Origin of the sequence: Streptomyces sp. NPDC001599 (genome assembly GCF_042893535.1) — a bacterium.
Taxonomy (GTDB): Bacteria; Actinomycetota; Actinomycetes; order Streptomycetales; family Streptomycetaceae; genus Streptomyces.
On record NZ_JBIAVA010000008.1, the window covers coordinates 377,574 to 402,699 of the forward strand.

A 25,126-nucleotide genomic window follows, 5' to 3' on the forward strand; every position below is an offset into this window, starting at 1 on the left:
GAGCGGACAATATGGCTGCGGAGGCCCTCCAACATCGTCGGTTTTATCCGGGGTGGATGCCGATGGTGGTGAGGAGGTGTTGCTGCTGGGGGTGCAGGGTGCTCCAGCGGGTGCGTTGCTGCTCGGTCCATCGCTGGATGGTGGGGGAGTGGTCCTGGCCGGCGTCGTGCTGCTCGCGGGCTTGGTGGTAGGTGCGTTGCCAGGTGTGGGGCCAGGGTGGGCACCACCAGGGGTCGAGGGTGTCGAGGGCGTGAGCGGTGGTGGGGGATAGGCGGCCTTGTCGGGCGGCGCGGCGTTTTTGTGTCAGCCAGTCGCCCAGGGCGAAGTCGTCGTGGTGGGTGTCTTTGCTGCAGGCGAGGTGGCCGTTCAGGGCGGCGTAGGCGCGGGCGTGGGCGAGTCCGGGGCTTGAGGGGTAGACGCGGCTGGTCCGGCGGCGGCCGACGGGGGCGATGCCCAGGTCGCTCAGGAGCTGCTGCTGTTGGGGGAGTAGATGTGTCCAGGCGGCGTGTTGTGCTCTGATCCAGCTTCTGACGTCGGCCGGCAAGCCGGTGGGCCAGGCCTGGGTGGTGAGGGCGCGGGTGTAGGCGCGCTGCCAGGCAAGATCCCAGGGCGGGTTCCACCACGGGTCGATCGCGGTCAATGCCTGGTGACGAGCGGTAGGGGTGGCATCGCGTCGGGCTTGTTGGCGTTGGTCATTCAGCCAGCGCCCCAGCGGGAAGCCGTCGTGGACGGTGGAGTAGGCCACGGCCAGGGTGTGGTGGGTGGCGGCGTAGGCGCGGGCATGCGTGAGTGCGGTCTCGGCGTACGGGTTGATGGGACGGGTGCGGGCTCTCTCGCGGGTGAGGCCGATGTCGGCCAGGAGGCGCTGCTGGTCGGGGTGGAGGTCGTTGTAGTGGGTGCGCTGCTGGCGGAGCCAGGCGCGTTGGGTGGGGGCGAAGCTGCGGAAGTGGTGGTCGGTGTCGAGCCGGTGGCCGGCTCGGACTTGGTCGTGGATGTGCTGCCAGGCGCGTTGCCACGCCAGGCTCCAGGGCGGGCACCACCAGGGATCGATCTTGTTCAGCGCCTTCGCCGCGGCAGAGGGAGGTGTACCCCGGTCGGTGTCGGTACGGGCGTGCTGGCGTTGCCGGCGCAGCCATCGTCCGAGCTGGAATCCGTCGTGGACGGTGTCGATCGCGGCGGCGAGGGTTCGGTGCGTTGCGTGGTAGGAGCGCGCGTATCCGAGGCCGACGGCGAAGTCGGCCTCGCGCTCGGCGGGCCGGGCGGCAGCGCCGCGCGCGGTCTCCAATGTCAGTCCGATACGGGCGAGCAGGTCCTGCTGGCCGGGCTGGAGGATGTCGTACTGGGCGCACTGGGTCGTCAGCCATGTGGCGAGCGCGCTGCTGGTGCCGGGGAATCCTGCCGCGGCGTCCAGGACGTGGCCGCCTTGAACATGGGTGTGTGCCCGGTGCCAGGAGCGCTGCCATTCCAGGGTCCAGGGCGGGTTCCACCAGGGATCGATCGCCGACAGCGCCAGGGCCCGGGACGAGGGGGTGCCGTGGCGGTGCTGGTAGGTGCGGTCCTTGCTGCGCTGGTTGGACAGCCACTGCCCCAGCTTCAGTCCGTCCTGGACGGTGTCGGTGGTCGCGTTCACCAGCGTGCCGTGGGCCTCAACGAAGGCGCGGGCGCAGGCGAGGGCGCGCTGGAAGTGGGTGGCCATGTGCTTGCGGCGGGGCCGGGCCGCCCGGGCACTGTCGCGGGTGAGGCCGATGTCGGCCAGGAGGCGCTGCTGTGCGGGGTGCAGGTCGTCGTAGCCGGTGCACTGGTTGTACAGCCATTCGCCCAGGCCGAAGCTGGTGGCGGGGAAGCCGTGTTCGGGCCGCAGGCCGCCCCGGGCGCGGGCGTGGTCGCGGGCTTCGTAGTAGGAACGCTGCCACATGACCGTCCACGGCGGTCTCCACCACGGATCCAGCGCCTCGAGTTCCGCGACGTGTTCGGGTGGCATCGCGGGGAATTTCCGGTGGTTCGACAGCCACCGGCCCAGGGCAAAGCCGTTGAACCGCTCGCCGATCGGAGCGGCGAGATGGCCGTGGACCGCAGCGTAGGCGCGAGCGTGGGCCAGGCCGGTGGTGAATGCCTGGTCCGAGGTGTGCCGGAGCCCTAGGTGCAGCCGCGTACCGCCCGCAGCGTTCTCGCCCTTGTCGGCGATGTCGCGGTAGGCGGTGAGTTCGCGGGCGATGGGGCGGGGCCGGTGCGCCATGTGCAGCGTCCACAGCCGGTCGGCGACGGCTGTGTCCGCGTCGGCCCGTACGCAGTGCTGCACCCAGAGCAGCAAAGGACCAGCCGAGGTGGAGGCGATCTGTTCGGGCAGCCACGGACGGTTCGTCACCCGCGCCAGCTGGGTGACCAGACCAGGGACGTGAGCGAGCGTGTGGGGCAGATGTCCGCCCGTATCGGCGAGCAGCCGCTGCCTGGTGCGTTCGTCGGTGAGCACTGAGGTGAGGGCGACGGTCTCGGGGTAGGTGACCGCGTCCCGGGCCAGCAGCCGCCACCAGCCGGGATCGGTGCCCGGCGGCGCGAGCCGCAGTGCCCGGCGCGGCCACTGCTCTTCCTCGGGCCACTGCTGCGCCCACCAGGAGACGACCACGGCGTGCGCGACCTCGAACGCGCGGGCGGCGTCCGGCCGATGACGCAGCAGATCCAGATGCCGCCGGTGCGCCGCGACCATCTCCGGCAGTCCTGTCAGGTCGATCTGCTCGGTGTCGGCCGGTGCGCCGTCGATCCAGTGGGTGCCGAGCATCCAGCGCCGGTGGCGCGGGCAGATGCGGGTGTGCGGCTGCAGATAGAGCCGGGCGGGCTTGGTCCGTCCGGTGCGTGTGGCCGTGCACAGCTGGCAGCCTTCCCCCGCGGCCGGCACCACGGCCCCGAAGCGGAACCGCCCGGCCGCACCCGCCCCGTCCGGCGCGATGGGCTCTTGGGCGGTCCAGGCGGGCAGAGCCCGCTTCAGGATCTCCTCGGGCACGCGGCAGAACGCGGAGACGCGGGCGCGGGCTTCGGCGTTGAGGTAGACCTCGCCGTCGGTGCGGTAGCCCTTGAACAGGCCTCCGCCGACCTGGAGGAGTGCGGGGATGAGGTCTCTGACGCCGAGTCGGTAGCGGTCGGCCAGCCGGTCCAGGTACGACAGGTTCGTCTCGCCGCGCAGCGGGGCGAGACGAACCGGCCCCGGACGTGCCTCTGCTGTCCGAGGCGGCTGCGGCTGTGGTGGAAGAGAGTCGAGCATGAGGGAGCAGAGGTCGTTCCTGGCGGGCTCGGATGCATCTGCATCCGAGTAGTCGCCAAATGGGGGATCAGGACGGAAAGTTGGGGCGGACGCGCAGGTCAGGGCTGGCGTTGCGAGGGCATCCGGCGGCGGTGCGGTGCCCGGGCCCGTTGTTCGGCGGCGCTGTCGAGCTCGATCTGTTCGAGGAGCTTCTTGGTGATCTTCTCGGTGCCGTCCAGCAGGGACACCAGGGCGGCTTCCCGGATGAGGTGGGAGAGGCTGCCCATGCGGCCGCCGGTGCGGGCGTGCAGGTAGGCGGCGTGCGTGACCAGCGTGCCCGGCCGGTGATGGCGCAGCCGCAAGGCGCTGTCCATGCTGCGCACGAGGTCGTGCCAGATCTGTTTGTCCGCGCTGCTGCCGTAGCGCAGGGGCTGGTTGCGCACGATTTTGAAGCGGCCGGCGAGCTGGGAGCCGCGCACGCCGGTCAGCAGCGGCGAGGATTCGACGTCGATGCCGGAGTAGACGAAGGTCGCCGGGATCCGCTCGCCGAGGTACTTCAGCTGATCAGAGGTCTCGGCGCCGGCCCGGCTGCGGGTGTCCATCAGGTGCACGTCGTCGACCAGGACGAGCTGGGTGCTCATCTCGCACAGCAGCTCGCACACGGCGTTGGTGATCTGGATCTGGTTCATCCGTTCCAGGGCGGGCAGGCCGAGGAAGCGGGCGAACTCGCTGATGAGCATCTTCGGGGTGGAGGACGGCGGCACGGTGATGAACAGGACCGGCAGACGCTCGTCCTGGTTGGGGTGGCGGCGCCGGTCGGCGAGTTCGACGGTGCGCCCGAGCTGTTGCATGGCGGTGGTCTTCCCGGTGGTGGCAGGCCCGGAGATGATCAGGCCGCGTCTGGCTCCGCCCTGCTGGCCGCGGTTGAGCAGCAGCAGGCGGCGTACCGCGATGGAGATGGTGTCCATGGCGGGGGTTTTCAGCACCACGAATCGTGCGTGGTAGTCCTCCCGCTGCTCCAGTGTCCATTCCTGGTCGCCGGCGTCCCGTGCCGGGGCGTGGGGCGTGTCGACGAACTGCTGCCATCCGTCCCACGTGGTCAGCGGACTGAACGTGCTCGTGGTGGCGGGCTGGGCCGTCGTCACCATGCCTGGGCCTCCTGGTACGGGTCGTAGATGCGCATGCCGCCCGCCCCGGCGGCGTCCGGCGTCTGCTCAGCTGCCTGGCCCCGGGTCGTTCCGGCCGTCGGCCCGGATGCTTCGGCCTCATCCGCGTGGCCTGCCGCGGCGTCCTGGCCGTCGGTGAGGGCGCCGAGAAGGTAGTCCTCGTCGTCCTGGTTGTCCTCGATGTCGTCCAGGCTGTCGTCGGCGTCCCAGCCGCCGTCATCTGGAAGCGGGACGGTGAAGGAACCGGGCAGCCCGAACGAGGCCCCCGGCGCCAGAGGCGCAGGCCACTGCTGCCCGGTGGTGGCGGGGGAGGGATCGGTCATCTGCGCGGCCGCCTGGGCCCGCGCGGCCACCGTCCGCTCTCGCCTGCTGCCCAGTCCCTGGCCGGCACGGTGCAGCAGCGCATCGAGTGCCTGGGCGATCGCCGCCTCGTGCTCTTCACGGCCATGCCAGCGTTCCACGGTGCGGCGGACGTGGTCGAACGTGAACGCGGTGAACGGGCGCCTCACCGCCCCCGCGTGGACCCACGGCACCTCGAGCCATCCCTCGGGCAGGCGCACCCACACCCGGTTCGGATCGTAGGGGTTGTGGTGGACCTCCCACCGTCCGTTCTTGTCCGCCCGCAGTGAGCGGCGGCGCCGGTAGGGATTGAGACCGGGGTGGTCGTAGGTGCGGTAGCCGAAACGGACGCCGTAGTCGTTGACGGCCTGCCACCGCACCGGCAGCAGCTCGACGTAATCGTCGGCGGACAAAGGCACCGGTACATGCCCCGTCACCGCCACCAAAGCCGCCCACATCTCGTTCGGACAGACGGCAACCTTCGGCATCATCGGGTGCCGCAGCGCCTCGTGCCGGCGCTCCTGCCACCCGCAGATGACCCACTCGTCCAGCAGTTCCTGAAGCTGCGCCAGGCTCCAGCAGGCATCCTGCTCCGCAGCCGCGCCCCGCTGGGAGACGTCCGAGCCGGTGTGGCCCGGCAGGTACTGGCTGAACCCGTCGGCAATCGCGCGGAAGGTCCGCTCCACGTTCCCCTTCGCCGGGCCGTTCGCCGGCGGCACCGGCTGCACCGACACCCCCAGGCTCTCGCACGCCGAGACGAACGACGCCGACACATACACCCGGCCCTGGTCCACGATCACCGTCTCCGGCATGATCACCGGCCGGGCAGCCGCGTGCTCCAGCCGCGCGTCCAGCGCGATCAGCCGCTCGTAGGGGATGACCGACCGCTGCATGGACAGTGCCGCATCCCATCCCGGCCGCATCGCCGTCGGCACCACCATCTGCGCCAGCAGCATCGCCGCGTCCACCGACGTCGTGCCCACCGGACGCACCACCGCCGCGCAGATGCTGCGTGTGGCCACGTCCAGCGCGATACACAGTTCAAGACGGCCGGTCACCCCGTCGTCCAGGACCGCCAGTACATCCAGCGGCGTGCTGTCCAGCATCACCAGCTCACCCGGCCGCAGTGCCACCGTCGGCGTGAAGGGAGGTGCCGGCCGCGACGTATGCCACCGCCGCTGCGCCGCCGTCCCCAAAAGGCCCTGGCCGTCGGCCATCGCGTGCACCAGCCGGTTGAACGTCGACACCGGCGGCAGGGCCACCACCCCGGCGCCGTACTCCTCCTCCAGCAGCCACCCCACCCGGCGGCGCAGCCGCACCAGCGTGCCCGTCGACCGCTCCCGCTGCCCCTCCAGCACCTTCCTGACCGCCGCGACCACCCGCTCATCGGCCCGCCCCACGGCCGATCGCTCCCGCACCGCCCGGCCGTCCACCAGCCCCCACAAGCCCTCGCTGCGGTAGCGCGCCCGCATCCGGCGCACCGTCGCCGCACTCGCCGACCAGCCCGCCGCCGTCAACTCCTCGGCCTTCGCCCGCTCCCGCTGCGCCAGGCTCCGCGTCGCCGGATCGAACTGCTCACGCGGGGCGCCCTGACCGACAGCGTCAGGAAAGCCGGTCTCCACCTCCTGCACATGCCGCTGCCACGCCAGAGCCCGCTCCCGCACCTGTTCCGGCAGTGCTTCCAGCAGCCCGAACGGCGGCACCCTCCCCGGCGCGGGTCCGCCTTCCACCTCGAAGGACGGATCGGCGAACAGGTAGGGCAGCAGCACGACCGCCGAGGAGCCCTCGTCACTCACCAGCGTGGCCCGGGCGCCTTCCAGCACGGCGAGCGTCCATGTCCGTCCGTCGTAGCGAAGGCGCGCCCCGACCTCGACGACCGCCTGCGTCACGCCGCTTCGGTCTCCTGCCGTGCGAGGCAGACGACGGCACGCTCGTGCAGCGGTTCATCCAGCCGCACCCGCAGCACACCGCTCCACAGCGCGTGAAAGACCGCAGGCCACACGGCGATCGGATCCCCCAGCTCACACACCGCCTCCACCGCCGGCCGCGGACTGGCGAACACCTCCACCAGAGCCGGCGTCCACGGACCTGCGGCGTACCGGGGATGCCGGTAACCCGCCAGCCACCGCACGTTGGCCACCAGCACCGGATCCGGCGGCCCCGCGAGCCGGTAGGACCAGCCCGCTGCCTCGGCGGCAGCCGCCACAACCCGTGCCCGCGCCGCCAGCCGGGCAGAAGGCCCGCTGCGTCCCGCGCAGTCGAGCAACAGGCCGCTGCCGTCCTGCAGCCTGGCCATCAGCTGCGGCGCATGACCGAAGGCCCTGCTTTTCTCCCGCCACACCAGTTCCACCGGCCGGCAGGCCAGCGCCACCACCGCCGGATCCCGGTCCAGCAGCATCAGCTCGGTCCGCATGACGCCGGACCCGTACGCCACCAGCCGCCCGGTCGTCGACGACCACCACCAGCCCGGAGCCACACGCCGCCCGGGCCGGACGGGGAAAGCCCGTACCGCAGGACTCTCCTCGAAGGCGACGTCCTGCGCAGCCTCAAGCCACGGGAGCTGGTGTGCGCGCCCCAGAGGGTCTCGAAAGCGCACATCGATCAGGCTGGCCTCTACAGCCGCAGCTTCGTCGCGTCGAACAGCACCACCCGTACTGTGCGGCTCGGGGATGCGGCGCCCGGCCCCGGGCGCCGCGGACGATGCGGCCTCCTGGCTGCTGTCGATGATCACGTACTCCACACAACGCCATACCTGGCCTGCCGCGCAGGAGAACCGGCCGGTAACCGCAACATCGGTGCAACCGACGGATGTTGGGCTGCTCGCGGCACCCAGGGTGCCGCGAACGGGCACCGGTGTCAGTGCGAAGTCCCGCACTTTCCCGTTCCCATGGCAGGCCCTTGTGTCAGTCCTCGCCCTCGCCCAGGGCGAGCACCGCGGCCAGCTCCTCGGCGGGCAGACGGGACCACTGGGCCACCTCCTTGAGCGCCACCCCGGAGGCGACGGCTGCGGCGGCCGTATGCACGAGGGCCTGGTCGATCAGGTCGGCACTCTCACTGAGGTGCTCCAGCAGCGTGCGGGCCACCTCGGCGGTGGTGCCGCTGTGCACGCCGCGCAACTCCACCAGCTGTTCGCGCGCCTCGTCGACCAACTGCGAGACGCGGAACCGTTGTTCGGCAGGAACGGTGGCCCGCCACCGGGTACCCGAGCCGCCCGCCTGCTGCTCTGCCGCCATGACGCGCAGCTGGCCGGCCATCGTGGCGGGCTGCTGCTCCCGCTTCAGGTGCCACGGATCCTCCCGCCAGCCCGGCGGCCCCGCCGCGTGGCGGCGGGCACGCACGATCGCGCCCTTCCAGCCGTTCAGCGGGCTGCCGTGATCGGCCGCAAGTTCGGGCCCCAGCCAGATGCGGCCCACCCGCTCACCCAGCCGGTGACAGAACGCATCGTCGGCCCTGCGCGCCCGAGGCTTCATCCCGCCGCTCACCTGCCAGGCCACCTCGACCATGGCCGGCTCCAGCAACGCGTCCGCGACGGCCACTACCTCCGGAAAGATCGCCGCGTCCCGGCCCACGATCCGCCACCACTCAAGCCGCGATCCCGCGTCGCCGCCCGCCAACTGGTGCAAACGGCGCGGCCAGATCACCTCCTGCTCCCAGGACAGGGCCTGCTCCCACCAGCGGGCCACCACCGCATGCGCCAACGTGAACGCCCGCTCCGGCTCCACCCCGGCCCGCACCGCACGCCGCGCCACACCCCGCCACCGCCGCTGCGCGGCCACCACCTCCGGCAACAGGCGCAACCCCAGGTGCTCCAACGGCTGGTCGGCATCCGCGTCCAGCAGCCAGAACCCGTGCCGCAGGCAGACCCGCTGCCACCGCGGCACGTACCGCACCGCCCGAAGCGCCTGCCCGGTACGCCGCGCGGTGCACAGCTGGCAGCCATAGGCAGCCACACCCGCCGCCGTGCTCGCCACCCTCCACCGCGCCTGCACCACCCCGGCCTCCCGGCCGGTGCTGATCTTGGGGTCGTCCACAGCGAACGCCGGCAGAGCGTGCGTCAGCACCTCCCGCTTTACCCCACACAGCTCGGCGAGCGACTCCCGCCCGGCCTCGTTGAGGATGATCTCTGCATCCGCCCGGATGCCACCGCCGTCGTGGCGGGCGACGGAGTTGCGGCACGTCCACAGCCGCAGCACGCTGCTGGCCGGGAGGCGGTAGCGGGCCGCCACCCGGTTGATCAGCGATGAGGTCAGCTCACCGTCCAGCGGCACGGTCCGCAACACCCCGACTGCCAACACCTCACCTCGATGTCCTTTTGGGCTTACACGACGTCTTCAGGTTCTAATCGAACCCACCGATGCACATAGGGGACCCCGTGCCGGATGCCGGTGAGGCATCTGGCACCTGCTGCCGTGCTGGGACGCCGGTCTGCCGATTGTCAGTGGTGCGTGGGAGTCTTTGAGTACGTCACCGGCACAACGAGCGGAGAGTACTGAGGTGCATGCCATGACTGTGCGCGTTCGCCATGCAGGCCCTCCCGCGCCGTCAGGGTGCCGGTGGTGCGGTGAAGAGCAGAGCCGGCACGGGCGGCGCTGGGTGTCGTCCGTCGGGGTGCATGCGTGGGAGGAGCCCACGCGTGAGCAGCGCCTGAGCCGGATGCAAGCACGCCGTTCACTGCGGCGTGGTCAGTCCTCGGGCCAGTAGGCCAGACCTGCCTCCCGGGCAACCTTGATCGCATCCTCGAAGGACTTCACCAGGGGACGCGGGACGTCGGCTGCTGTGCGTAGCCGACGGGTGAGCTCGACGACCATGTCTTCCTTGCCGTTGGGCGAGGTGGTGGAGTACTGGCGCAGCAGGCCGTGCAACGACTTGCTGAACTTCCCCGCCTGGCGCAGATTACCTACGTCCTGGGCGGCCCACTGCCGTTCGTCCTTGCGGGGCCAGACGGCGTTCATGGTGTCGGCCCACTGTTCGTCGCTGAAGAGGTCCTCGAGCTCGTTGGGATCTCCGAGGAAGAGACAGTCGGCCTCGGTGAATCCCTGTTTCTTCAGACGGTCGATGTTGAACTGCTTCTGCTTGTCGCGCATCGTGTCGGCGTCGACCAGGAACACCACGGTGCGTTTGTGCTTTTTGAGGAACTTGGCGAAGCTCAGGGCTCCGTCGTTGCCCTTGCAGTCTCACAGGGCGATGCCTGCGGACTGGATGGGGTATCCGAACGCCAGCTTGAAGAGGATGGGCAGGGTTGCGTACTCCGTGGGGCCCTCCACACCGACGAAACAGCGTTCGTGCAACAGGACACTGTTTCGAAAGCCCAGGGAGAGGGCCATGTTCGACATGAACCTGCGGGTGTCTTCGTCGTCGTCTTCCGCACCGAGGGACTGTACGTAGGCACGTCCGTCCCGGCTGTTGAGGTGCACGATGTCTTGGATGTCGACGCCGTCGATCAGGTTCAGCGAATGGGTGGCGACGATCACGGTGGACTGCGCAGCCGATGCCGACACCTTGATCATCTGCATGATGCGGCGCTGGTGGTCGTAGTCCAGATGGGTGTCGGGCTCGTCATAGGCGATAATCACGCCAGGACCATCGTCGGAATCCTCCGACAGCAGTTCCTGACTGGCTTCCCACAGCGCCAGAGAAACACGACGCGACCGGCCAGAACCTGCTGCTGTCAACGACACGGCCCGCTGGCCCGGAGCTGCAGCGGTCAACGACAGGCTGTTGACGGTCGGCCGGAACTGGACGCCCGGATCCACGGTGAAGGCATCGAATGCGCACCGCTCCTCGACCAGCTTCTGCAACCGGATGACGTCGTCTTTGAGGAGAGCGGCAAACTCCTCCTCCAGATCCGTGATCTTCTTCCGGGTCTCCTCCCGCAACGTGTACTCACGCAGCTTCGCCGTCAGGATGCTGCGTACGACCGCTTCGGGAGACTCGGCCGCATCCCCCTTGAAATACAGCAACTGAGGAAGTGCAGAAGCGACCGCCTCGGGCGCCACTACCCAGTCGGTGACTTTGTCGTCGGTGCCGGCGGCGTGCTCCTTGAGCAGCTCTGCCCAGCTGTCCTTCACGTTCGGCTTGCCCTCAGGCAGCTTGAGCCCAAGCTCAGAGGCCAGGTCCCTCAACTCGCCGGCCTTCAGAGGGGCGATGTCCCGAAGGGCCGGATTTCGCGGCACCTCCGTCAACCACTCCAGACAGCTGCGCCCACCCTCCACATGGCGCCGGCGCACCCGCAGAAACGGTCCCGTGTCGAGCGCCTTCTCCTCCGCCGCAGAAAGAGCGAATCTGCCCTCGACCGTGACCGTACGCTGCTCCTCGTCCTGGTCCGCGGGCAACGCTGCGCGCACGGGCTCTGCCTCGGCGAAATCGGAGATGTCGCTATCGATGATGCTGCGTTCGCCGAGCAGGACCGCGATCGCATCCAGCGTCGCTGTCTTCCCACAGTCATTGTGCCCGGTCAAGATCGTCTGCTTGTGGATCGGAATGCTCTCGACGTGGCCCAACGAACGGAAGTTGCTGACGCTGAGTTCGACGAGTCGCACGCTGCTCCCTTGCAGTACGGCACGAGCGCGTGCGGTGGGCAGCCAGCAACGCGTCGGTGTAACGCCCCCATTTACAACGAGATGGAACTCTAGCGCCTGCCGGGACGTGAGGGAGGGCCATCACTCGAAGGTGTGCTTGGTGGCTCTGGGCTACGTGTTGCTCTCGAGTGGCAGTCGGGAAGCAACTGCCCATCCGGAGCGCCAAGCCGTCGAACCCACGTGAGCGACCAGAGGACGGAGATCTCCGGCGCGGATCGAAGCGTGATGCTGGAGGTGCGCCGTTCGGTCAGGTGGATGAGCGGGTGGGGCCGGGGGCGCGGACGGTGGGGAGGTCGGTGCGTTCGTTGTCGGCGGTGAGGGCGTCGGCGGTGAGGCGCCGGTAGGTGTGGAGGAGTTCCGCTATGGCCTCGGGTGCGGTCTCGGCGGTGGCGACGAGGGCGGCGAGGATCTGGGAGCGGGAGGTCTGTTCGCCGGCGGCGGCTGCGGCGCGGACGAGTATGTCGAGGCGTTGGTTGATGTCGTGGGGCCAGGAGACGAGTGTGTTGCGGCGGGGCTGCTGCCACAGCAGGTCCACGGTTTCCCCCTTTGGCTGTGCCAACTGCCCTATATCGAATATATATTGAGCGCATGGTGACGCTGCTGCAAGGACGCCGGACGTCGGAGGGCTCGGGGGCTTCGGGCCGGGGCGGTGTCCGGGTCGCGGGGCGGACGCTGCGTCCCACACCGGTGTTCGATACGTACTGGCGGTTTGCTGCGGCACGGCAGGCGGTGTACGAGGCGCGGCTGTCCGGCGGGCCGGGGCCGTGGACGAGTGATCCGATCCTGTCCCGGTACCGGTTCACCAACTGCTACCGGGCCGCGGACCGGGTCAGCCAGGCGTTGATCGCTGACGTCATCTACGGCGGTGAGCAGGAGTGGGAGGAGGTCTTCTTCCGCACTCTGCTGTTCAAGGTCTTCAACAAGGAGTCCACGTGGCGGCTGCTGACCGGTGCGCTGGGCGAGGTGCGGTGGGACGGGTACGACCACCGGGTCTTTGACCGGGTGCTGTCGCGGGCATTCGCGGCGGGGGAGCGGCTGTACTCGGCCGCCTACATCGTGCCGCCGCCGCAGCTGGGGGAGCAGCGCAAGCACCGCAATCATCTGCGGCTGCTGGAGATGATGATGACGTCCGGCGCCCCGGAGAAGGTCCTGGCAGCGTCAACGCTGCGGGATGCCTACGAAGTCCTGCTGGGCTATCCGGCCATCGGTCCGTTCCTGGCGTACCAGTTCGTGATCGACCTCAACTACGCGGCACAGATGCCGTTTTCGGAGATGGACTTCGTCGTGCCCGGGCCCGGTGCGAGGGACGGGATCCGCAAGTGCTTCGGTGTGGCGGCCGACGGCATCGAGGCCGATGTCATCCGGTACATGGCCGACACCCAGGACGAGCACTTCGCCCGCCTGGGCCTGGACTTTGCAGGGTTGCGGGGGCGCCCGCTGCAGTTGATCGACTGCCAGAACCTGTTCTGCGAGGTCGACAAGTACGCGCGCGTCGCCCACCCGGAGATCGCAGGAATCAGCGGCCGCAGCCGCATCAAGCAGACCTACCGCTCCTCGACGGCACCGGTGCCGGCCTGGTTCCCGCCCAAGTGGGGGATCAACGCGGCTTGCTGAGGCGGGTGTCATGCGGCCAGGGGCGGGGTGTCGCTCAGCAGCGGGCGTATGGCGGTGATCGGCCCGTCCAGGTGGGCGTGCCCGGCCACGACGGTCAGGGTCCCGACGGCCAGTTCGGCCTGGTCGGCGATGTAGGCGAGCAGCCTGCCTAGGCCCAGGTAGTTGCCGTAGGCCCGTTCGAACATGTAGTGGCTGCGGTACAGCGCAGCGGCGTGCACTCGGCCGTCACGATCCAGCTGGAAGGAGACGTGGCTCAAGCAGGGGAAGCCGCGGTAGAGGTTGTCGCGGTCGGCGGCGTGCACGAGCAGCTCGGCCGGCACGTCACCGTCGTCGGGGTGGGCGAGGTCCGCTTCATAGGCGGCGGTCATTGGCCCTTTCCCCGAGGCCTGCTTGCGCAGCCGGCTGATGATGTTGCCGACCTGGTCGATGTCGGTCTTCTTCACGCCGGGGTAGGCGACCAGGCGGCCGAAGTGGGTGCCGTGCGCGTTGCCCGGGAACTTCTTCAGCCGCGGGTACATGGCGCGGTAGCGGGACACGAGATCGGCGTGATCGGCGGCCCGGGCCGCGAGGCCGACCGGGAAAAGGGTGCCGGCGACGGTATCGATCGGCTCGTGCCGTTTGGCGGTGCGCAGCCGGTCCAGTTCCGTGCGGAAGCCGGTGTCGTCAGTGGTGGGGTCAGTGATGCGTACGACGGTGTGTAGGCCGGTGCGCGACGGGTTGTCCTTGCGGTCCAGGGCATTGCAGGCGGCGATCCAGGCGCGGGTGACGTCACGGCCGGTGACATCGAAGCTGATCATGAATCCTCCTGGCACGGTCGACGGGGCAAAAAGGAGTCCGGTGCGGCAGGTGGTCAGTCCGGCCAGACGTCGTGCACACCGGTGCGGGGCGCGTCCCGCACCACCGTCAGCCGGACCGGTTCGTCCCAGTCGGCCGCCGACACCTCCAGCAGGACCGGATCGCCGAGCTCGTCGGTCACCACGGCCGCCTGCTCTACATCCGTGCAGCGGGCCAGGCCCTTGGGCAGCGAGACGAACGCAGCTCCGGCGCTGCGGACGGTCAGCACGTCACCGACGTCGACATGTATCTGCTGCTGATGGGATGACGTGGTGACGACATGGACCTGGGCTTCCGCAGACAGGGCCGCCCCGCCCGCCAGGGAACTGCGCAGCGCGGCCAGGGAGATCTTCGCCCACTGGCGAGCACGGTCGGCATCCAGCAGACGAAGATTCTGTAGATGCCGCACGGTGCCCGTGTAGGAGGTGCCCAGCTCCCTTGCCAGCCGGTACACATGCTCCGGGCTGGTCGGCTGTCCCTGGCAGATTCGGTCGAGACCGGCCAGCACCGCCGGGCGTGGCATGAGGAACCATGCGGCGAACGCCTCCGCGGTCTTCTCCTCGTCCGGCCAGCTGCCGTTGCCCCACCGCAGCGCCGGGCTGAGGTCGTCGTCGGCCGCTGTACGGTGCCGCAACTGGTGGTGCCCGAGTTCGTGGGCCGCGGTGTGCCGCTGGGTGACGATGTTCAGCTTGGCGTTGAGCAGCACGGCTGGCCCGTTGTCGGCGGGGGAGAGGTAGACGCCGAACAGGCGCGGCATCGGCTGCGCCATGCCGACGACCTCGGCTCTCTTCAATGCCTGGTGGACGGGTACGTAACGGGTGCGGTCGATGCCCAGATCACGGTGGGCCTGGGCAGCCGCGATCCCGGCGATGCGGTGCGCCACCGCCCAGTTCACCGCTGACTGTCCTGTTCCGCGGAGTCTTCCTGCTCCTTCTCGGCCGCCCGCCGCAGCGAGAGGTACTCGGCGAACTCCATCACCGTCTTCTGGTCACCGTCGGTCAACTGGGCCAGTGCGCGCGGCAGTCCAGCCAGGGCGTACTCGCCGGCGTCCGCATCCTCTTCCTCGGCAAGGAAGTAGGCGACCGGCTGCCGGTACAGGCGGGCGAGCTTCTTCAGCTCCAGGCTGTCCACACGCCGCTCACCGCGCTCGATGTCGCTGATCGCCGAACGAGGGATGCCGGTGTTGTCGGAGACGAACTGCTGCGACATGTTGAGGTAGTCGCGGGTCTTCTTCAGCCGTTCGCCGAGCCGGGTGAGTTCGGGATCACGGGCTCGGGCGTCGGAGGGCGGAGGAGTCACGATTGCTGCCTTTCGATGATGGCTTCCCGTACCGCGCGGGCGAACGCCTGCACGGACCGGGTGGCCTCGGCCGACTGGCGGTCGGCCGGGATGGCGATGGAGTAGCGCTCCTCAATGTGCGTGAGGATCTCCACGATCAGGAGCGAGTCGACCGGCAACTCCGCTCCGCCGCCCTCGAGTTCGGCCCTCACCTCGGGTGCGGGCTTCTCCTGCAGCTCGGCCAGGAACTCGATAACGACCGAGACGATGTCGTCGGTGCCTGGTGTGACGGTGCTCAGCATTCCTCCCGATCGTCTGCATTTCCAACGTCTGTGTCCTACGATACGACAACGTCGGGGAATCTGACAGGCATGTCCCATGATCAGACAAGGAGTGAGGCGTGGACTTCAAGCGCTATCAGCAGGCCGCCATCAGAACCCTCCAACCCCCCACCGAGGACACGGACCCTGTCCTCATCCCCCTACTCGGTCTCGCCGGCGAGGTCGGCTCCCTCACCACCGCCTACAAGAAACACCTGCGTGACGGGCCCGCCCATGAGCAGGGCAAGCATCAGCTACGCGAAGAACTCGGCGACGTTTTGTGGTACATAGCCGCCCTCGCCCACCGTTTCGACCTCGACCTCGACGACATTGCCACCGCCAGCCTGGAAAAGACCAAAGACCGCTGGCGCACAACCCCCGACGCCGAACACGCCCGCTTCGACGACCACTTCCCCGACCATGAACGCCTCCCGCGCCAGACCACCCTCACCTTCACCCCCACCACCCGAGACGATGGCAGTACCGTCATCGTCCTCACCCGCGAAGACGGCACCCCCGCCGGCGATCCCCTCACCAGCGCCTCCCACATCGAAGACGACTACCGCTTCCACGACGCCTTCCACCTCGCCCACGCCGCCGTCCTTGGCTGGTCCCCCGTCACCCGCTTCCTCCTCGGCCGCAAACGAAAAAGCAGCCCCCACACCGACGAAGCCGAAGACGGCGGCCGCGCCATTGCCATCGAAGAAGGCATCTCCGCCCTCGTCTTCTCCTACGCCGCCCGCCACCGCTACTTCGCCGACATCAAGCACATCGACAACGAACTACTCACCACCATCGGCCACATGACCGCCCACCTCGAAGTCAGCATCTGCCGCGCCGCCGACTGGGAGCACGCCATCCTCACCGGCTACACCGCATGGCGCCAGCTGCGCGAGCAGAATGGCGGCATCATCCGCCTGGACCTCGACCAGCGCCTTCTCACCGTCGATCCGCTATAACCCAGGCCCGGCTCAGCCCGCCCGCGCCATTGGCCCCGGCGGCGGGTTGCGCGGGAGGAGCCAGACATGGCCGTCCTCACGCTTGAAGCGCTTGACGGTGGCCTCGCCGTCGAGCGTGGCGGCCACGATGTCGCCCTTCTCGGCGACGGCAGGCGGCGGACTGTGCCCCAGTTGCCATCGCAGATCGCTGCCTCGACCATTGAGTCACCGACGATCTTCAGCACAACAGCTCACTGTCACCGACGAGCTGGCGGGGGAGAGGGGGAGCCGTCCTCTACTTCCTCGGTGGCGATCCGGCCGGCGAGCGGGGCGTATGACGCGGCCGGCGGGCTGCACGGAGGCGTCCTGGGTCTTTGTCGTGACGCTCATCCAGTCTGTGGGCTATGGACCTTCCTTGCGGAAGAGAGACAGCAGGGGCCGGGCCTTCAGGGCGCCCGGGCCGAAGAACTGCGTGGCCAGGGCGGGCGGCACGGCCGCATGCGGCCCTCGTGGCGGGTGAAGCAGAGTGCCGCCTCGAACAGCGCCAGATCGAGAGAGTCGGCGTACGCCCGGACGTCCAGCACCCCCTCGTACTGCGTGCACCGGGGGACGGCGTCCGCCGGTGCGTGACCTACTGGTCCCCGGCCGCGCCGGTCTTACGGACGATCAGCACCACGACCGCGCGAGCGTGGTTGGCCACGGCGCGCAGGTGGTCGGTGATGGTCTCGGCCTGCTGCTTGGCCTCGTTTCCGCATGGGGCGTACGGATCGGACGCAATGGCGACGAGAGAGACGGTGCCGAGCGCGAGCGGGATGATCTGCGTGAGGTCGAACACGGGTTTCCTCCTGATGAGTTGCGATCGTCGATGGTGTGCGCCGGGCGCCTCGGCGCAACATCAGATTGGCCACTGCGGGACCAAGATCGCAATTCCCGTTTTCGCAGGTCAGGCCACCTTTAGGGAATTCAGTGCGTACCCTGACAGCCGTCAGGGTACGCGCTGGAATTCACTAACCTCCGAGAAAGCCGAAGTGGAGTGACCGGGATCACATCAGCAATTGAGTGATAGTCAGGTAAGCGATAGGGTCGCGAGTTCGCTGCACCCATCGCGCTCAGCCGTAACAAGCTGTGCCGAAGCGCGATAGGTGTCACCACCGGCGCCCACTGACGTGGAGATTCGGCCGCGCAGGCACGACGGTTGTCACCGGATCGGCGCCCCACCTGTCACCAAGCGCACGCGAAGCAGGGCAGGTGTCACCCGCCCCGGCACGGCCTCCGGGGAGGACTGGAACGGTCAGTAGCGGGACCGGCCGGTTGTGAGCTGCCCAGGGATGCGGCAAGAGGCGCGAAGTTCCTGCAGGTCGGGGATGTGGTTGTAGAGGGTGCCGGGGCTGAAGCCGAGGATCTTGGCGATTGAGGTCGTCGCCGCCCGGGCGGGCCTCTGCGGGATGATGGTTGCTCAACAGGCGCGAGGGGCCGGGCGATGGCCTTAAAAAATCTTGGTCGACCTTGTCGTCCGTTCGCGGGGGCTCCCGCACACGTACCGGGTGAACGACCGACCGATCCCCGGTTCGGCACTGTCCGCGGAGGCCCTGATGACCCCGTCCCACCCCGCCTGCCTGTCCTGTGGACCCGAGCAGTCCGACGAGCGCCCGCCTGCTGGCGCGTACGCCGACCCGCTGCACTGGTGCGGCAGCTGCTGGCGCGTCACCTCAGTCTTCGCCCGGTTCCACCTCCTGCAGGAGCACCGGATCACGGCCTTCGTCCGGCGCCGGGCCGGCCACCTCGGCGGCCAGGTTGTGGAGGACGTCGTTCAAGAGACCTTCGTGGAGGTCTGGAAGGGCATGGACAAGATGCGCTTCCCCGAGCGGGTCCAGTACACGATCGCCCGCCGTGCCATCTGGGGGAGGGCGAAGGAGTACACCGAGGAGCACGTCTCCTACGACGGCGAGCTGCCCGACGCCCCAGCACCGGAGGGCGAGGTCTCGGTGGAGGAGGTCATCGACATCGAGAGGGCGCTCGCCGAGCTCCCCGAGAAGGAACGCACCTACCTGGTCGACCACAAGATGCACGGCCACTCGGCGGAGGAGACGGCCCGCCGGCACGGGGTGAGCAAAGGCACCGTCACCACCAGCGCGGGGCGCGGCCTCGCCAAGCTCAAGAACAGCCACTGGTTGGCCGCCGCGAAGTTCGTCATCCGCTACGCCGGGCCGGTCATCATGATCCTGGAGCAGATCATGCGCCACCTGTGACGGGTCACCGAAAGGTCCGAGGGTGGTTGGGCAAAGGTGTGACACGACGTCCCCTCGGCCCGGGGCCGGCGTTCCGCGGCGCGCTGGCCCGCCTCTGCCCTCAGCCCGCCATCTGCCCTGGCTCCCCGGAGGATCCGGTAGTCGGCGCCACGCGCCGACGGGCTGAGCTGATTGCAGGAGGTCGCCACCGTCGCCCGCGCACCGAGCCCCGCGGCACCGCGGCACCGCGAAGCCGGGCCGGTTCGCTGGCGACCGCTTCGAGCAGGCTGTCTCCAGCCCCGGCACGTCAAGGCGGAAGAACTGTCCCGACGGTCAGACCGGCGCGCTCCGCTCGACGCCCCGGTGACAACACGCCTGCCTTGGTGGCACCTATCGTGCTTCGGCACACAAGCAGGTGCTGGGCCCGCCGACGGGTCTGGAGGTTAGTAGTCGAGGTCGAGGTAGTCGATGTCGTTGAGGGTGACATCGGAGAGGCCGAGGGCGCGGGCTCCGCTGTCTTGGAAGTAGATCTCTTTGAGGCCGTCGGCGATGATCCCGCGCATCTCCTGGTCGCCGGCACCTGTGTTGCGGGCGTCGAAAAGACGTTGTGCATACGTCGGGGGGAGGTGCACGGTAAGGCGCCTGAACCGTCCGTCGTCGGTCGTGCCGATCGGCGCGGTGTATCCGAACCGGGCCCTGGTTTCCACGGTGATCCCGCCGGTGGTGGCGGCTTGTTGCTGTCGGCGTTTGCGGACCTGGGGCTGCCAGCGCTGCCGTACGGCGGCGTCGATCCGTTCTGCGATGGCGCGTGGCGGGTGTTTGCGTTCGCCTTTGCGGTATCGCTCCACTGACCGCTGGCTGACGCCGATCTCCTCGGCGACAGCCCGGGTCGTCTTGAGCTGCTTGATCAGGTAGCCGATCTGGCCTTTGAGCGTCTTGGGCGGTTGGCGGGTGAAGCTCTCCTGGTCGGCCCGCTCGATGGCGTCCTCGATCTCTGCCATGGCTCAGCTCTTCTCGACGGTGGGGTCCTGGCCGTCCGTGTCGGCCGGCGGGAACCAGGTCTTGTGCGTCGGGCCGGTGTCGGGCACTGGCTTACTCGCCTTCGTCCAGGACGGCGTCGCCGCCCTTGATGTGGCGGGCCGGGTTGTAACCCTTCTCCATCAGGTCGACCGCCCAGAGCATTGACTGGACGCCCTCGAGCTTGGCCAGGCCCGGGGTGGGCCCGAGACGGAACCCGCCCGGCTGGGGCTTGCCGGACGCGGCGTACGGCAGGAAGTCCAGCGGGCTGTCGCCCGGTGAGGGGTAGACGACGCAGTCGGAGAGCACGGCGAGCGGGTACAGGCCGGTCATGGTGGCCATGTTGCGCAGTTTGCGGTGCATGTTGATGCGGGCCTTGGAGATGACGGCGGCGCGGATGTCGGGGCGCCAGGTCGGCCGCTGGAGGGCCGGCCACCGCTCGCCCTCCTTGTATTTCCTGCCCTGGGGGCGCTCGCGGAGTTTGCCGATGCCGCCCTTGACGGTGGCCTTGATGGCCGCGAGGACGGCCGCCATGGCCGGGTCGGTGTCCTTGTGCCGCTCCATCGCCGCCAGGAACTCCGCGTCGGTGAGGTCCTTGGTGACGCCGAGGTCGGCGAGGGTGTCGACGTAGGCGGTCTTCAATCGGTCGTGCCACGGATCCAGATAGGCGCCGGTCTCGCGGCGCAGGTACGCCTCGATCGGCTCCACGTTGTAGCCGAGTTCCTGGGCGTAGGCGACGGTGTGTGTCTGGTACCAGGCCGGTCCCGTCGGACGCTCGCCGGTCGGTGTGAAGGGCGAGGGCAGGCGCGGGTCCACCTCGACGTGGGACAGGTCGACCAGCCAGGAGCCGGGGATCTTCGGGTTGAACGTCGGGGCGTGAAAGTGGTCGGGCGCGGACAGCCCGACGACCAGGCGAGCCGCGGCGGCGAGGAAGGCAGTGTTCAGATCCAGGCCGACCGCGTACGGCAGTGTGCACTCCTCATCGCTCAGCAAGTCCACCGGCCGCACCCACTGGTACGCCTCTTCGTTGAGGAACCCGCCGCTCCAGCCGCTGTCGACGACGACGGGGTGTTCGGGGGTGGCCTCCGGCGGTGCCGGGTCCATTGGCTCGGTGCCCAGTGAGCCGGGGTTGTGGCCGGGCACCCAGTTCCCCGTCTGCGGGTCCTGCACCGCGCGGGTGGGCGGGCGCAGCGCCGTCATCAGCTCCAGCCCGGACACGGCCGTCGATCCGCGCGGGGTGATGACCCGCTGCGCGTACACCCCCAGGACGCGCGCGATGTCGGCCGGCTCCATCTCCGCAACGCCGGGCCAGGACCGCTCATCGAGAGCGTCCCAGGACAGGATCGCCAGCTGCACGCACTGCCGCTCGCGCCCCTGGGCCTTGCGGTAGATCCTTGCCCACGGCCCGAACCCGCGCTGGGTGAGCCGCCACTTCGCCTTCACCACCTGCTTGACCACCGGGTGATCCTCCGGCAGACGCAGGGAGCGGCGCTGCTCGTGGCCTTCCAGGCGCTCGGGCAGCCCGAGCTTCACGGCGGCCGCCGCGGTGAGCACGATCAGCGGGTCGCTGTCTTTGCCGTTGCGGTGCAGACGTGGCGCACCGAGCCCGGACTCGCGCAGCGTCCACTCCACCAGTTCCACCACGGTGGCCGCGGGGCAGTCGAGCACGATGCCGTCCACCCCGTACGCGGAGCCGTCACCGTCGAGCACAGCGAGCGGCCCATGCGGGAACCGCGGATCGGCTGCCGGCTTCGCAGCCTTCTTAGGGGCCGGACGCCGCGATGTCGCCCCAGCCGGGGTGGCGGGACGCGCCGGTCCCGCCCCTGGAACGTCAACAGGCTGAGGGGCGTTTGTCGTCTCCAGCTTGGACGCGGCCGGTGCGGCGGACGCAGCTGGCGCCGTCGCGGCAGCCGAGACGGCGGCGGGGGCGGGGTACTTTGCCGCCCATCCGTTCAGCAGCCGCTGGTAGGCGTCCAGGCGCGGTGACTTCGGGTCGCTGCGGCCGTTCTCCCAGTTCTTCACTGACTGGGTCGTGGTCTTCAAGGCGGTGGCGAGGCGGGCCTGGGTGATGCCGGCGGCCTCGCGCAGCCGGGCACGCTCCGCCGGTGGCGGCAGGTGCGGCTCCTCGTTCAACAGAGCGTCGACGGACGCGAACAGCTCTTCCTCGGACGGCATGATCCTGCACCCTTGCTCCAGGCAATCCTTAACCACAAACTTACCCCACTCCTTAACCTTGCGGGTGCCATTCCAGCGGGGCGGTGAGTTTGCCGGCGGGTGGGCTTCGCGCAGCGTGCTTACGGTCGTCGGTGAGGGGAAGTGTGATCGCCATGACGAGCGTGACGCAGCACTACGGTCTGCTGTGGACTGACCCTGACGGTGTCCCGCAGGCGTCGGCCGGCAGGTACGACAAACGGTCGGCGAAGCGCCGCCGCACCGCACTCAAAGCCGTGGGCTGCACCCGAGTCGAAATCGTGCCGGTCAGGCCGGGTGACATTCCCGAGCCGGTTTCCTGAATGAAGCGGAACGCAGACAGAACTCTGCGAGCAGAAGTCCCGCCCAGCAAGCAGCCCCCGCCACGCAACAGCGTCGACCAGCCGCTGAGCCATTTCTCACTCGAACAGACCGAGGTCCGCGAGCAGCTGGCGCCGTGCATCGGGCAGCGAGTCTCGCCTGCTGCGCATGTTGCTGCGCCACACTCCGAGCTTCACGAGGTGCTCCTGGCCGTCAACCACGATGATCTCTTCGTGGGCCCTGGGGACCTTCACGGAGCCGGTGCGGGTCTTGTACTGCGCGAGGGCCGCAACGCCCCGCTCGAAGGCGCTCACAGGGGCCGTGGAGGGCTTCGCGGGCTCTTCCGGGGCCGGGGCCACCGGCACGATGCCGAGCTGCTCCAGGCGCTCACGCTGCCCGTCCGACAGGACCTGCCAGACCTTCGGCGTCCGCTGCTTGGCCAGCCATTTCCCGATGTCCATGCCGTGGACGGTGACGCCGGGCAGGACATGGACTCCGCCGGGCTGGCCGTCTTCGTCGCGTACGAGCTCGCGCAGCGCGGCGTAGTGCCGCTGCCACTCCGCCGGCCACTCCGGGTTCCAGTCCTCGTCCACGGCCTCCAGCGCCGTCTTCCACTCCGGGTGGCCATCCAGCGCACCCGGCCGCCTCAAATTCGCGAGCCACATCCCCAACGGCCGGTCCAGCATCTTCGCGGAGCGGGGCGCGCACAGCGTCCAGTGCTGCGCGTAGTACGCCTTGGCGGCCTCGAGGTTCTCCTGGAAGCGTTCATCGGCCAGGGACCAGACCATGCCGAGCTGTTCGAGGCGTCGGGCGCGCTGGCCGGTCATCTGCCCGGCTGTGTAGGCGCGTCGTTGTTCTGCGACCCATTGTCCAAGTGGTGTCGCGCCCTCGCGGTGTCCGTAGGGCACGCGGGCGTTCCCGACCCGTTCGACGTACGTCTTCAGTTTCGCCCAGCCGCGTGCCCAGTCCTGGCGTTCGGTGTCGATGACGTTGAAACTGACCCAGTCCGCGACCATCACCGGATCCCGGGGGGCGGCAAAACGGAGCAGCAACCGGGATTCTTCCTCGCCCTCTTCTGGCGCGACACCGATGTTCACCGACGGCTGCGCCACGTCCTTCTGAGGCTCCTGTGGAATCGCGAGCAATTCCACGGCCTCTTCATCGTGAGCGCGCAGACCTTCCAAGACTTTCACCAACGGGCGATACGATCCCGAGGTGAACATATCCTCGGGCTTTTCTCCGGGCTGGAGAAATACCGGTACGATCAGAGAGGCGAGCTTGCCTTCTCCTGGCTTTTGACGGAGCGCCCGGCCGATGGCCTGGACGATGTCGTGCGGAGCACCCTTGGGGTCCAACAGGGCAACGCTGTCCACCGCTCTGATGTCCACTCCCTCACCCAGGACACGGCAGTTGGAGAGCACGGCCCGCTGCGCCGTGGACCCGAACGAGCCGATGACTTCCCGCCGGCGCTCGGGGACGTGCTCGCCGCACAGCCAGTTGGCCCAGATCCGAGCGGGGTACTTCTCGGGCTGATCAGCGTGCAGCTTCGCGGCCACCCGCTCCAGGCCCTCCGCGTACGCCTGGGCCTCGATGGTCCGGTGGTGGAAGGTGATGCACGTCTGAAGGCTGTGCTGCGCCATCGTGTGCAGCAACGCGGCCTGGAGGGCTCCGAGGCGCTGCCCGCGGACCTCTTCGGTGTGCCGTTCCTCGCCCATCAGCCGCTCGGGCGTGACGACCGGGTCCTTCAGTTCCAGGACGATGATCTCGTACCGCGCCAACAGGCCCCGGGAGACAGCAGAGGCGAGCGAAAGCTTGTAGAGGACGGGCCCGAAGACCTTCTCGTCATCCATGCTCGCCGCCATCTCCCGCGGCAGCGGGTCACGCACCCCCTCGGCAACCTCGCGGTTCAGCCGCTCCTCCCAGATCCGCGGCGTCGCCGTCAGGTACAATCGCCGGTAGGCCGGGATGACGCTCTGGTTGTGGATGTCCGCCCACGCCTTACCCATCGAGCCACTAGTCCCGTGGGCCTCATCAACTACCGCGAGGTCTACTGGATCAAGCTTCTGACCGTAGACACCCTCGAACGCCTCCGCCAGGACACCCAGGCTGGCGTACGTCGCGTAGATGGTCACGGGCCCGGAGCCGTGCCACAGCGCCAACTGGATCGGGTTCGTCGTGGAGCGCACTTTCAACGACCACAGCTCCGGGTCGTCCTGGAGCGAACACACCGCCACCGCCGGCCCTTTGTGGCCTGCCTCGTGCCACGCCCTCACCGTCTGCGCCAGCAGATCCAGGGTCGGCACCAGCACGAGCACACGTCCCCTGGGCACAAGCCGCCTCGCCGACGCGGCAGCCATGATGGTCTTCCCCGTGCCACACGCGGCGTGCACCTGCCCACGAAGACCATCCCAGGGAATTCCACCCGGCGGAACATCAAGACCGCGCACAATGGCAGCAACGGCCTCGATCTGGTGATCACGCAGCTTCACGGACATGCCCCGTGTTCTCCTTTTCACGGAATGCAGCGAGTAATAGCAAATGGAAACCAGGCGCAAGGGTGCGCGCCGGTAGGGGTGTAGCCTCTGATCCCAGACTCTACACAGAGATGATTCGTGATGCATCACCGCGAACCAACTTCTGCACCCGAGGGTTACACCTGACTCAATCCCATCCACGAACGGCAGGTTGTCCTATATGCTGACAGGGTGTTGGTGAACACATCGGGACAGTCAGACGATGGGGGAGGGGTTCAGGGTGGAGCGCAGCGGAACCCGTCGCTACCGTGAGCCGGCGCTCCGTCAGGCCGACGACCTGTCACATCCGTTACAGGGGTGGTGGCTGGGAATCCCAAGCCCTACACAGACCCGCGCTTGATGCACCCACCCCTTACTGCCAGCCCCAAGAATCCCGCTTGCGGGATTCCATTAATTCGCGCTTGCGCGAATTGATACGCATTTAGAATTCCGCTTGCGGAATTCGATTCCCGCGCTTGCGCGGGGAATCTGGCGAAGCGTCAGCGGAGCCGTTCCCTATGCAGCGCGCCAGCGCTGCATAGCCCGCTCCGCGGG

19 protein-coding genes and 1 pseudogene are annotated in these 25,126 nt (G+C 68.8%); 3 read left to right on the plus strand and 17 right to left on the minus strand.

The genetic code is table 11. The features are described from left to right. Nucleotides 1–43 precede the first annotated feature (43 nt). From ACFYZ3_RS22555 to ACFYZ3_RS22590, 8 genes are all read right to left on the minus strand, one after another. Nucleotides 44–3,256, minus strand: a complete 3,213-nt coding sequence (locus tag ACFYZ3_RS22555; protein WP_388520515.1) for a Helicase associated domain protein — start codon at nt 3,254–3,256, stop codon at nt 44–46. A gap of 98 nt (nt 3,257–3,354) precedes the next feature. Next, the gene (locus ACFYZ3_RS22560) at nt 3,355–4,383 is read right to left on the minus strand and encodes a TniB family NTP-binding protein (RefSeq protein ID WP_388520517.1); all 1,029 of its coding nucleotides are present in this window, start codon (nt 4,381–4,383) and stop codon (nt 3,355–3,357) included. Continuing rightward, on the minus strand, nt 4,377–6,629 hold the full coding sequence (locus ACFYZ3_RS22565) for a transposase (RefSeq protein WP_388520520.1): 2,253 nt from the start codon (nt 6,627–6,629) through the stop codon (nt 4,377–4,379). The genes ACFYZ3_RS22560 and ACFYZ3_RS22565 overlap by 7 nt, the downstream gene beginning before the upstream one ends. Continuing rightward, complete coding sequence (locus ACFYZ3_RS22570; RefSeq protein WP_388520522.1) at nt 6,626–7,471, minus strand: TnsA-like heteromeric transposase endonuclease subunit; 846 nt, start codon at nt 7,469–7,471, stop codon at nt 6,626–6,628. Before ACFYZ3_RS22570 ends, ACFYZ3_RS22565 begins: the two co-directional genes overlap by 4 nt. Before the next feature lie 172 nt (nt 7,472–7,643). Then, nucleotides 7,644–9,035 (minus strand): TniQ family protein, encoded by a 1,392-nt coding sequence (locus tag ACFYZ3_RS22575; RefSeq protein ID WP_388520524.1) that lies wholly within the window; start codon nt 9,033–9,035, stop codon nt 7,644–7,646. A gap of 387 nt (nt 9,036–9,422) precedes the next feature. Then, nucleotides 9,423–9,851 carry a hypothetical protein gene (locus ACFYZ3_RS22580; protein WP_388520527.1) on the minus strand — a complete coding sequence of 143 codons (429 nt, stop codon included), beginning with the start codon at nt 9,849–9,851 and terminating at the stop codon, nt 9,423–9,425. A 63-nt stretch (nt 9,852–9,914) separates the two neighbouring features. Continuing rightward, nucleotides 9,915–11,279, minus strand: a complete 1,365-nt coding sequence (locus tag ACFYZ3_RS22585; protein WP_388520529.1) for an ATP-dependent endonuclease — start codon at nt 11,277–11,279, stop codon at nt 9,915–9,917. Nucleotides 11,280–11,565: 286 nt separating this feature from the next. Continuing rightward, nucleotides 11,566–11,853 (minus strand): hypothetical protein, encoded by a 288-nt coding sequence (locus tag ACFYZ3_RS22590; RefSeq protein ID WP_175448126.1) that lies wholly within the window; start codon nt 11,851–11,853, stop codon nt 11,566–11,568. 53 nt (nt 11,854–11,906) lie between these two features. On the opposite strand from ACFYZ3_RS22590, the gene ACFYZ3_RS22595 reads away from it, so the two are divergent. Then, complete coding sequence (locus ACFYZ3_RS22595; RefSeq protein ID WP_175448125.1) at nt 11,907–12,932, plus strand: nucleotide kinase domain-containing protein; 1,026 nt, start codon at nt 11,907–11,909, stop codon at nt 12,930–12,932. Nucleotides 12,933–12,940: 8 nt separating this feature from the next. On the opposite strand, the gene ACFYZ3_RS22600 is transcribed toward ACFYZ3_RS22595, so the two are convergent. Genes ACFYZ3_RS22600 through ACFYZ3_RS22615 form a run of 4 tightly spaced genes read right to left on the minus strand, consistent with a single transcriptional unit; the run spans nt 12,941 to nt 15,346 of the window. Beyond that, nucleotides 12,941–13,729, minus strand: a complete 789-nt coding sequence (locus ACFYZ3_RS22600) for a hypothetical protein (RefSeq protein WP_388520532.1) — start codon at nt 13,727–13,729, stop codon at nt 12,941–12,943. Nucleotides 13,730–13,782: 53 nt separating this feature from the next. Continuing rightward, nucleotides 13,783–14,661, minus strand: a complete 879-nt coding sequence (locus ACFYZ3_RS22605) for an ImmA/IrrE family metallo-endopeptidase (protein WP_370406045.1) — start codon at nt 14,659–14,661, stop codon at nt 13,783–13,785. Further along, nucleotides 14,658–15,065 (minus strand): helix-turn-helix domain-containing protein, encoded by a 408-nt coding sequence (locus ACFYZ3_RS22610; RefSeq protein WP_055537979.1) that lies wholly within the window; start codon nt 15,063–15,065, stop codon nt 14,658–14,660. Before ACFYZ3_RS22610 ends, ACFYZ3_RS22605 begins: the two co-directional genes overlap by 4 nt. Beyond that, nucleotides 15,062–15,346 (minus strand): phosphopantetheine-binding protein, encoded by a 285-nt coding sequence (locus tag ACFYZ3_RS22615; RefSeq protein ID WP_388520536.1) that lies wholly within the window; start codon nt 15,344–15,346, stop codon nt 15,062–15,064. The genes ACFYZ3_RS22610 and ACFYZ3_RS22615 overlap by 4 nt, the downstream gene beginning before the upstream one ends. 98 nt (nt 15,347–15,444) lie before the next feature. Here ACFYZ3_RS22615 and ACFYZ3_RS22620 point away from each other — a divergent pair, with 98 nt between their 5' ends. Further along, the gene (locus tag ACFYZ3_RS22620; RefSeq protein ID WP_388520539.1) at nt 15,445–16,323 is read left to right on the plus strand and encodes a nucleoside triphosphate pyrophosphohydrolase family protein; all 879 of its coding nucleotides are present in this window, start codon (nt 15,445–15,447) and stop codon (nt 16,321–16,323) included. Between the two features lie 12 nt (nt 16,324–16,335). Here ACFYZ3_RS22620 and ACFYZ3_RS22625 read toward each other — a convergent pair. Further along, nucleotides 16,336–16,667, minus strand: a pseudogene (locus ACFYZ3_RS22625) (LexA family protein); the annotation flags it as partial. A 266-nt stretch (nt 16,668–16,933) separates the two neighbouring features. Beyond that, nucleotides 16,934–17,137 carry a hypothetical protein gene (locus ACFYZ3_RS22630; RefSeq protein WP_175448121.1) on the minus strand — a complete coding sequence of 68 codons (204 nt, stop codon included), beginning with the start codon at nt 17,135–17,137 and terminating at the stop codon, nt 16,934–16,936. Nucleotides 17,138–17,846: 709 nt separating this feature from the next. Here ACFYZ3_RS22630 and ACFYZ3_RS22635 point away from each other — a divergent pair. After that, nucleotides 17,847–18,551 carry an RNA polymerase sigma factor gene (locus tag ACFYZ3_RS22635; protein ID WP_388520542.1) on the plus strand — a complete coding sequence of 235 codons (705 nt, stop codon included), beginning with the start codon at nt 17,847–17,849 and terminating at the stop codon, nt 18,549–18,551. Between the two features lie 422 nt (nt 18,552–18,973). On the opposite strand, the gene tpg is transcribed toward ACFYZ3_RS22635, so the two are convergent. The 3 genes from tpg to ACFYZ3_RS22650 form a co-directional block, all read right to left on the minus strand. Then, nucleotides 18,974–19,531 (minus strand): telomere-protecting terminal protein Tpg, encoded by a 558-nt coding sequence (gene tpg / locus ACFYZ3_RS22640; RefSeq protein ID WP_282089331.1) that lies wholly within the window; start codon nt 19,529–19,531, stop codon nt 18,974–18,976. Between the two features lie 91 nt (nt 19,532–19,622). Beyond that, the gene (tap, locus tag ACFYZ3_RS22645; RefSeq protein ID WP_388520545.1) at nt 19,623–21,722 is read right to left on the minus strand and encodes a telomere-associated protein Tap; all 2,100 of its coding nucleotides are present in this window, start codon (nt 21,720–21,722) and stop codon (nt 19,623–19,625) included. Between the two features lie 434 nt (nt 21,723–22,156). Continuing rightward, on the minus strand, nt 22,157–24,553 hold the full coding sequence (locus ACFYZ3_RS22650) for a Helicase associated domain protein (protein ID WP_388520548.1): 2,397 nt from the start codon (nt 24,551–24,553) through the stop codon (nt 22,157–22,159). Nucleotides 24,554–25,126: the final 573 nt, after the last annotated feature.

Excerpts from the sequence above, each read along its gene's own strand:
- ACFYZ3_RS22555 (WP_388520515.1), bottom strand. The coding sequence starts at position 3,256 with ATGCTCGACTCTCTTCCACCACAGCCGCAGCCGCCTCGGACAGCAGAG.
- ACFYZ3_RS22560 (WP_388520517.1), bottom strand. The coding sequence starts at position 4,383 with ATGGTGACGACGGCCCAGCCCGCCACCACGAGCACGTTCAGTCCGCTG.
- ACFYZ3_RS22595 (WP_175448125.1), top strand. The coding sequence starts at position 11,907 with ATGGTGACGCTGCTGCAAGGACGCCGGACGTCGGAGGGCTCGGGGGCT.
- ACFYZ3_RS22600 (WP_388520532.1), bottom strand. The coding sequence starts at position 13,729 with ATGATCAGCTTCGATGTCACCGGCCGTGACGTCACCCGCGCCTGGATC.
- ACFYZ3_RS22615 (WP_388520536.1), bottom strand. The coding sequence starts at position 15,346 with ATGCTGAGCACCGTCACACCAGGCACCGACGACATCGTCTCGGTCGTT.
- tpg (WP_282089331.1), bottom strand. The coding sequence starts at position 19,531 with ATGGCAGAGATCGAGGACGCCATCGAGCGGGCCGACCAGGAGAGCTTC.
- tap (WP_388520545.1), bottom strand. The coding sequence starts at position 21,722 with ATGCCGTCCGAGGAAGAGCTGTTCGCGTCCGTCGACGCTCTGTTGAAC.
- ACFYZ3_RS22650 (WP_388520548.1), bottom strand. The coding sequence starts at position 24,553 with ATGTCCGTGAAGCTGCGTGATCACCAGATCGAGGCCGTTGCTGCCATT.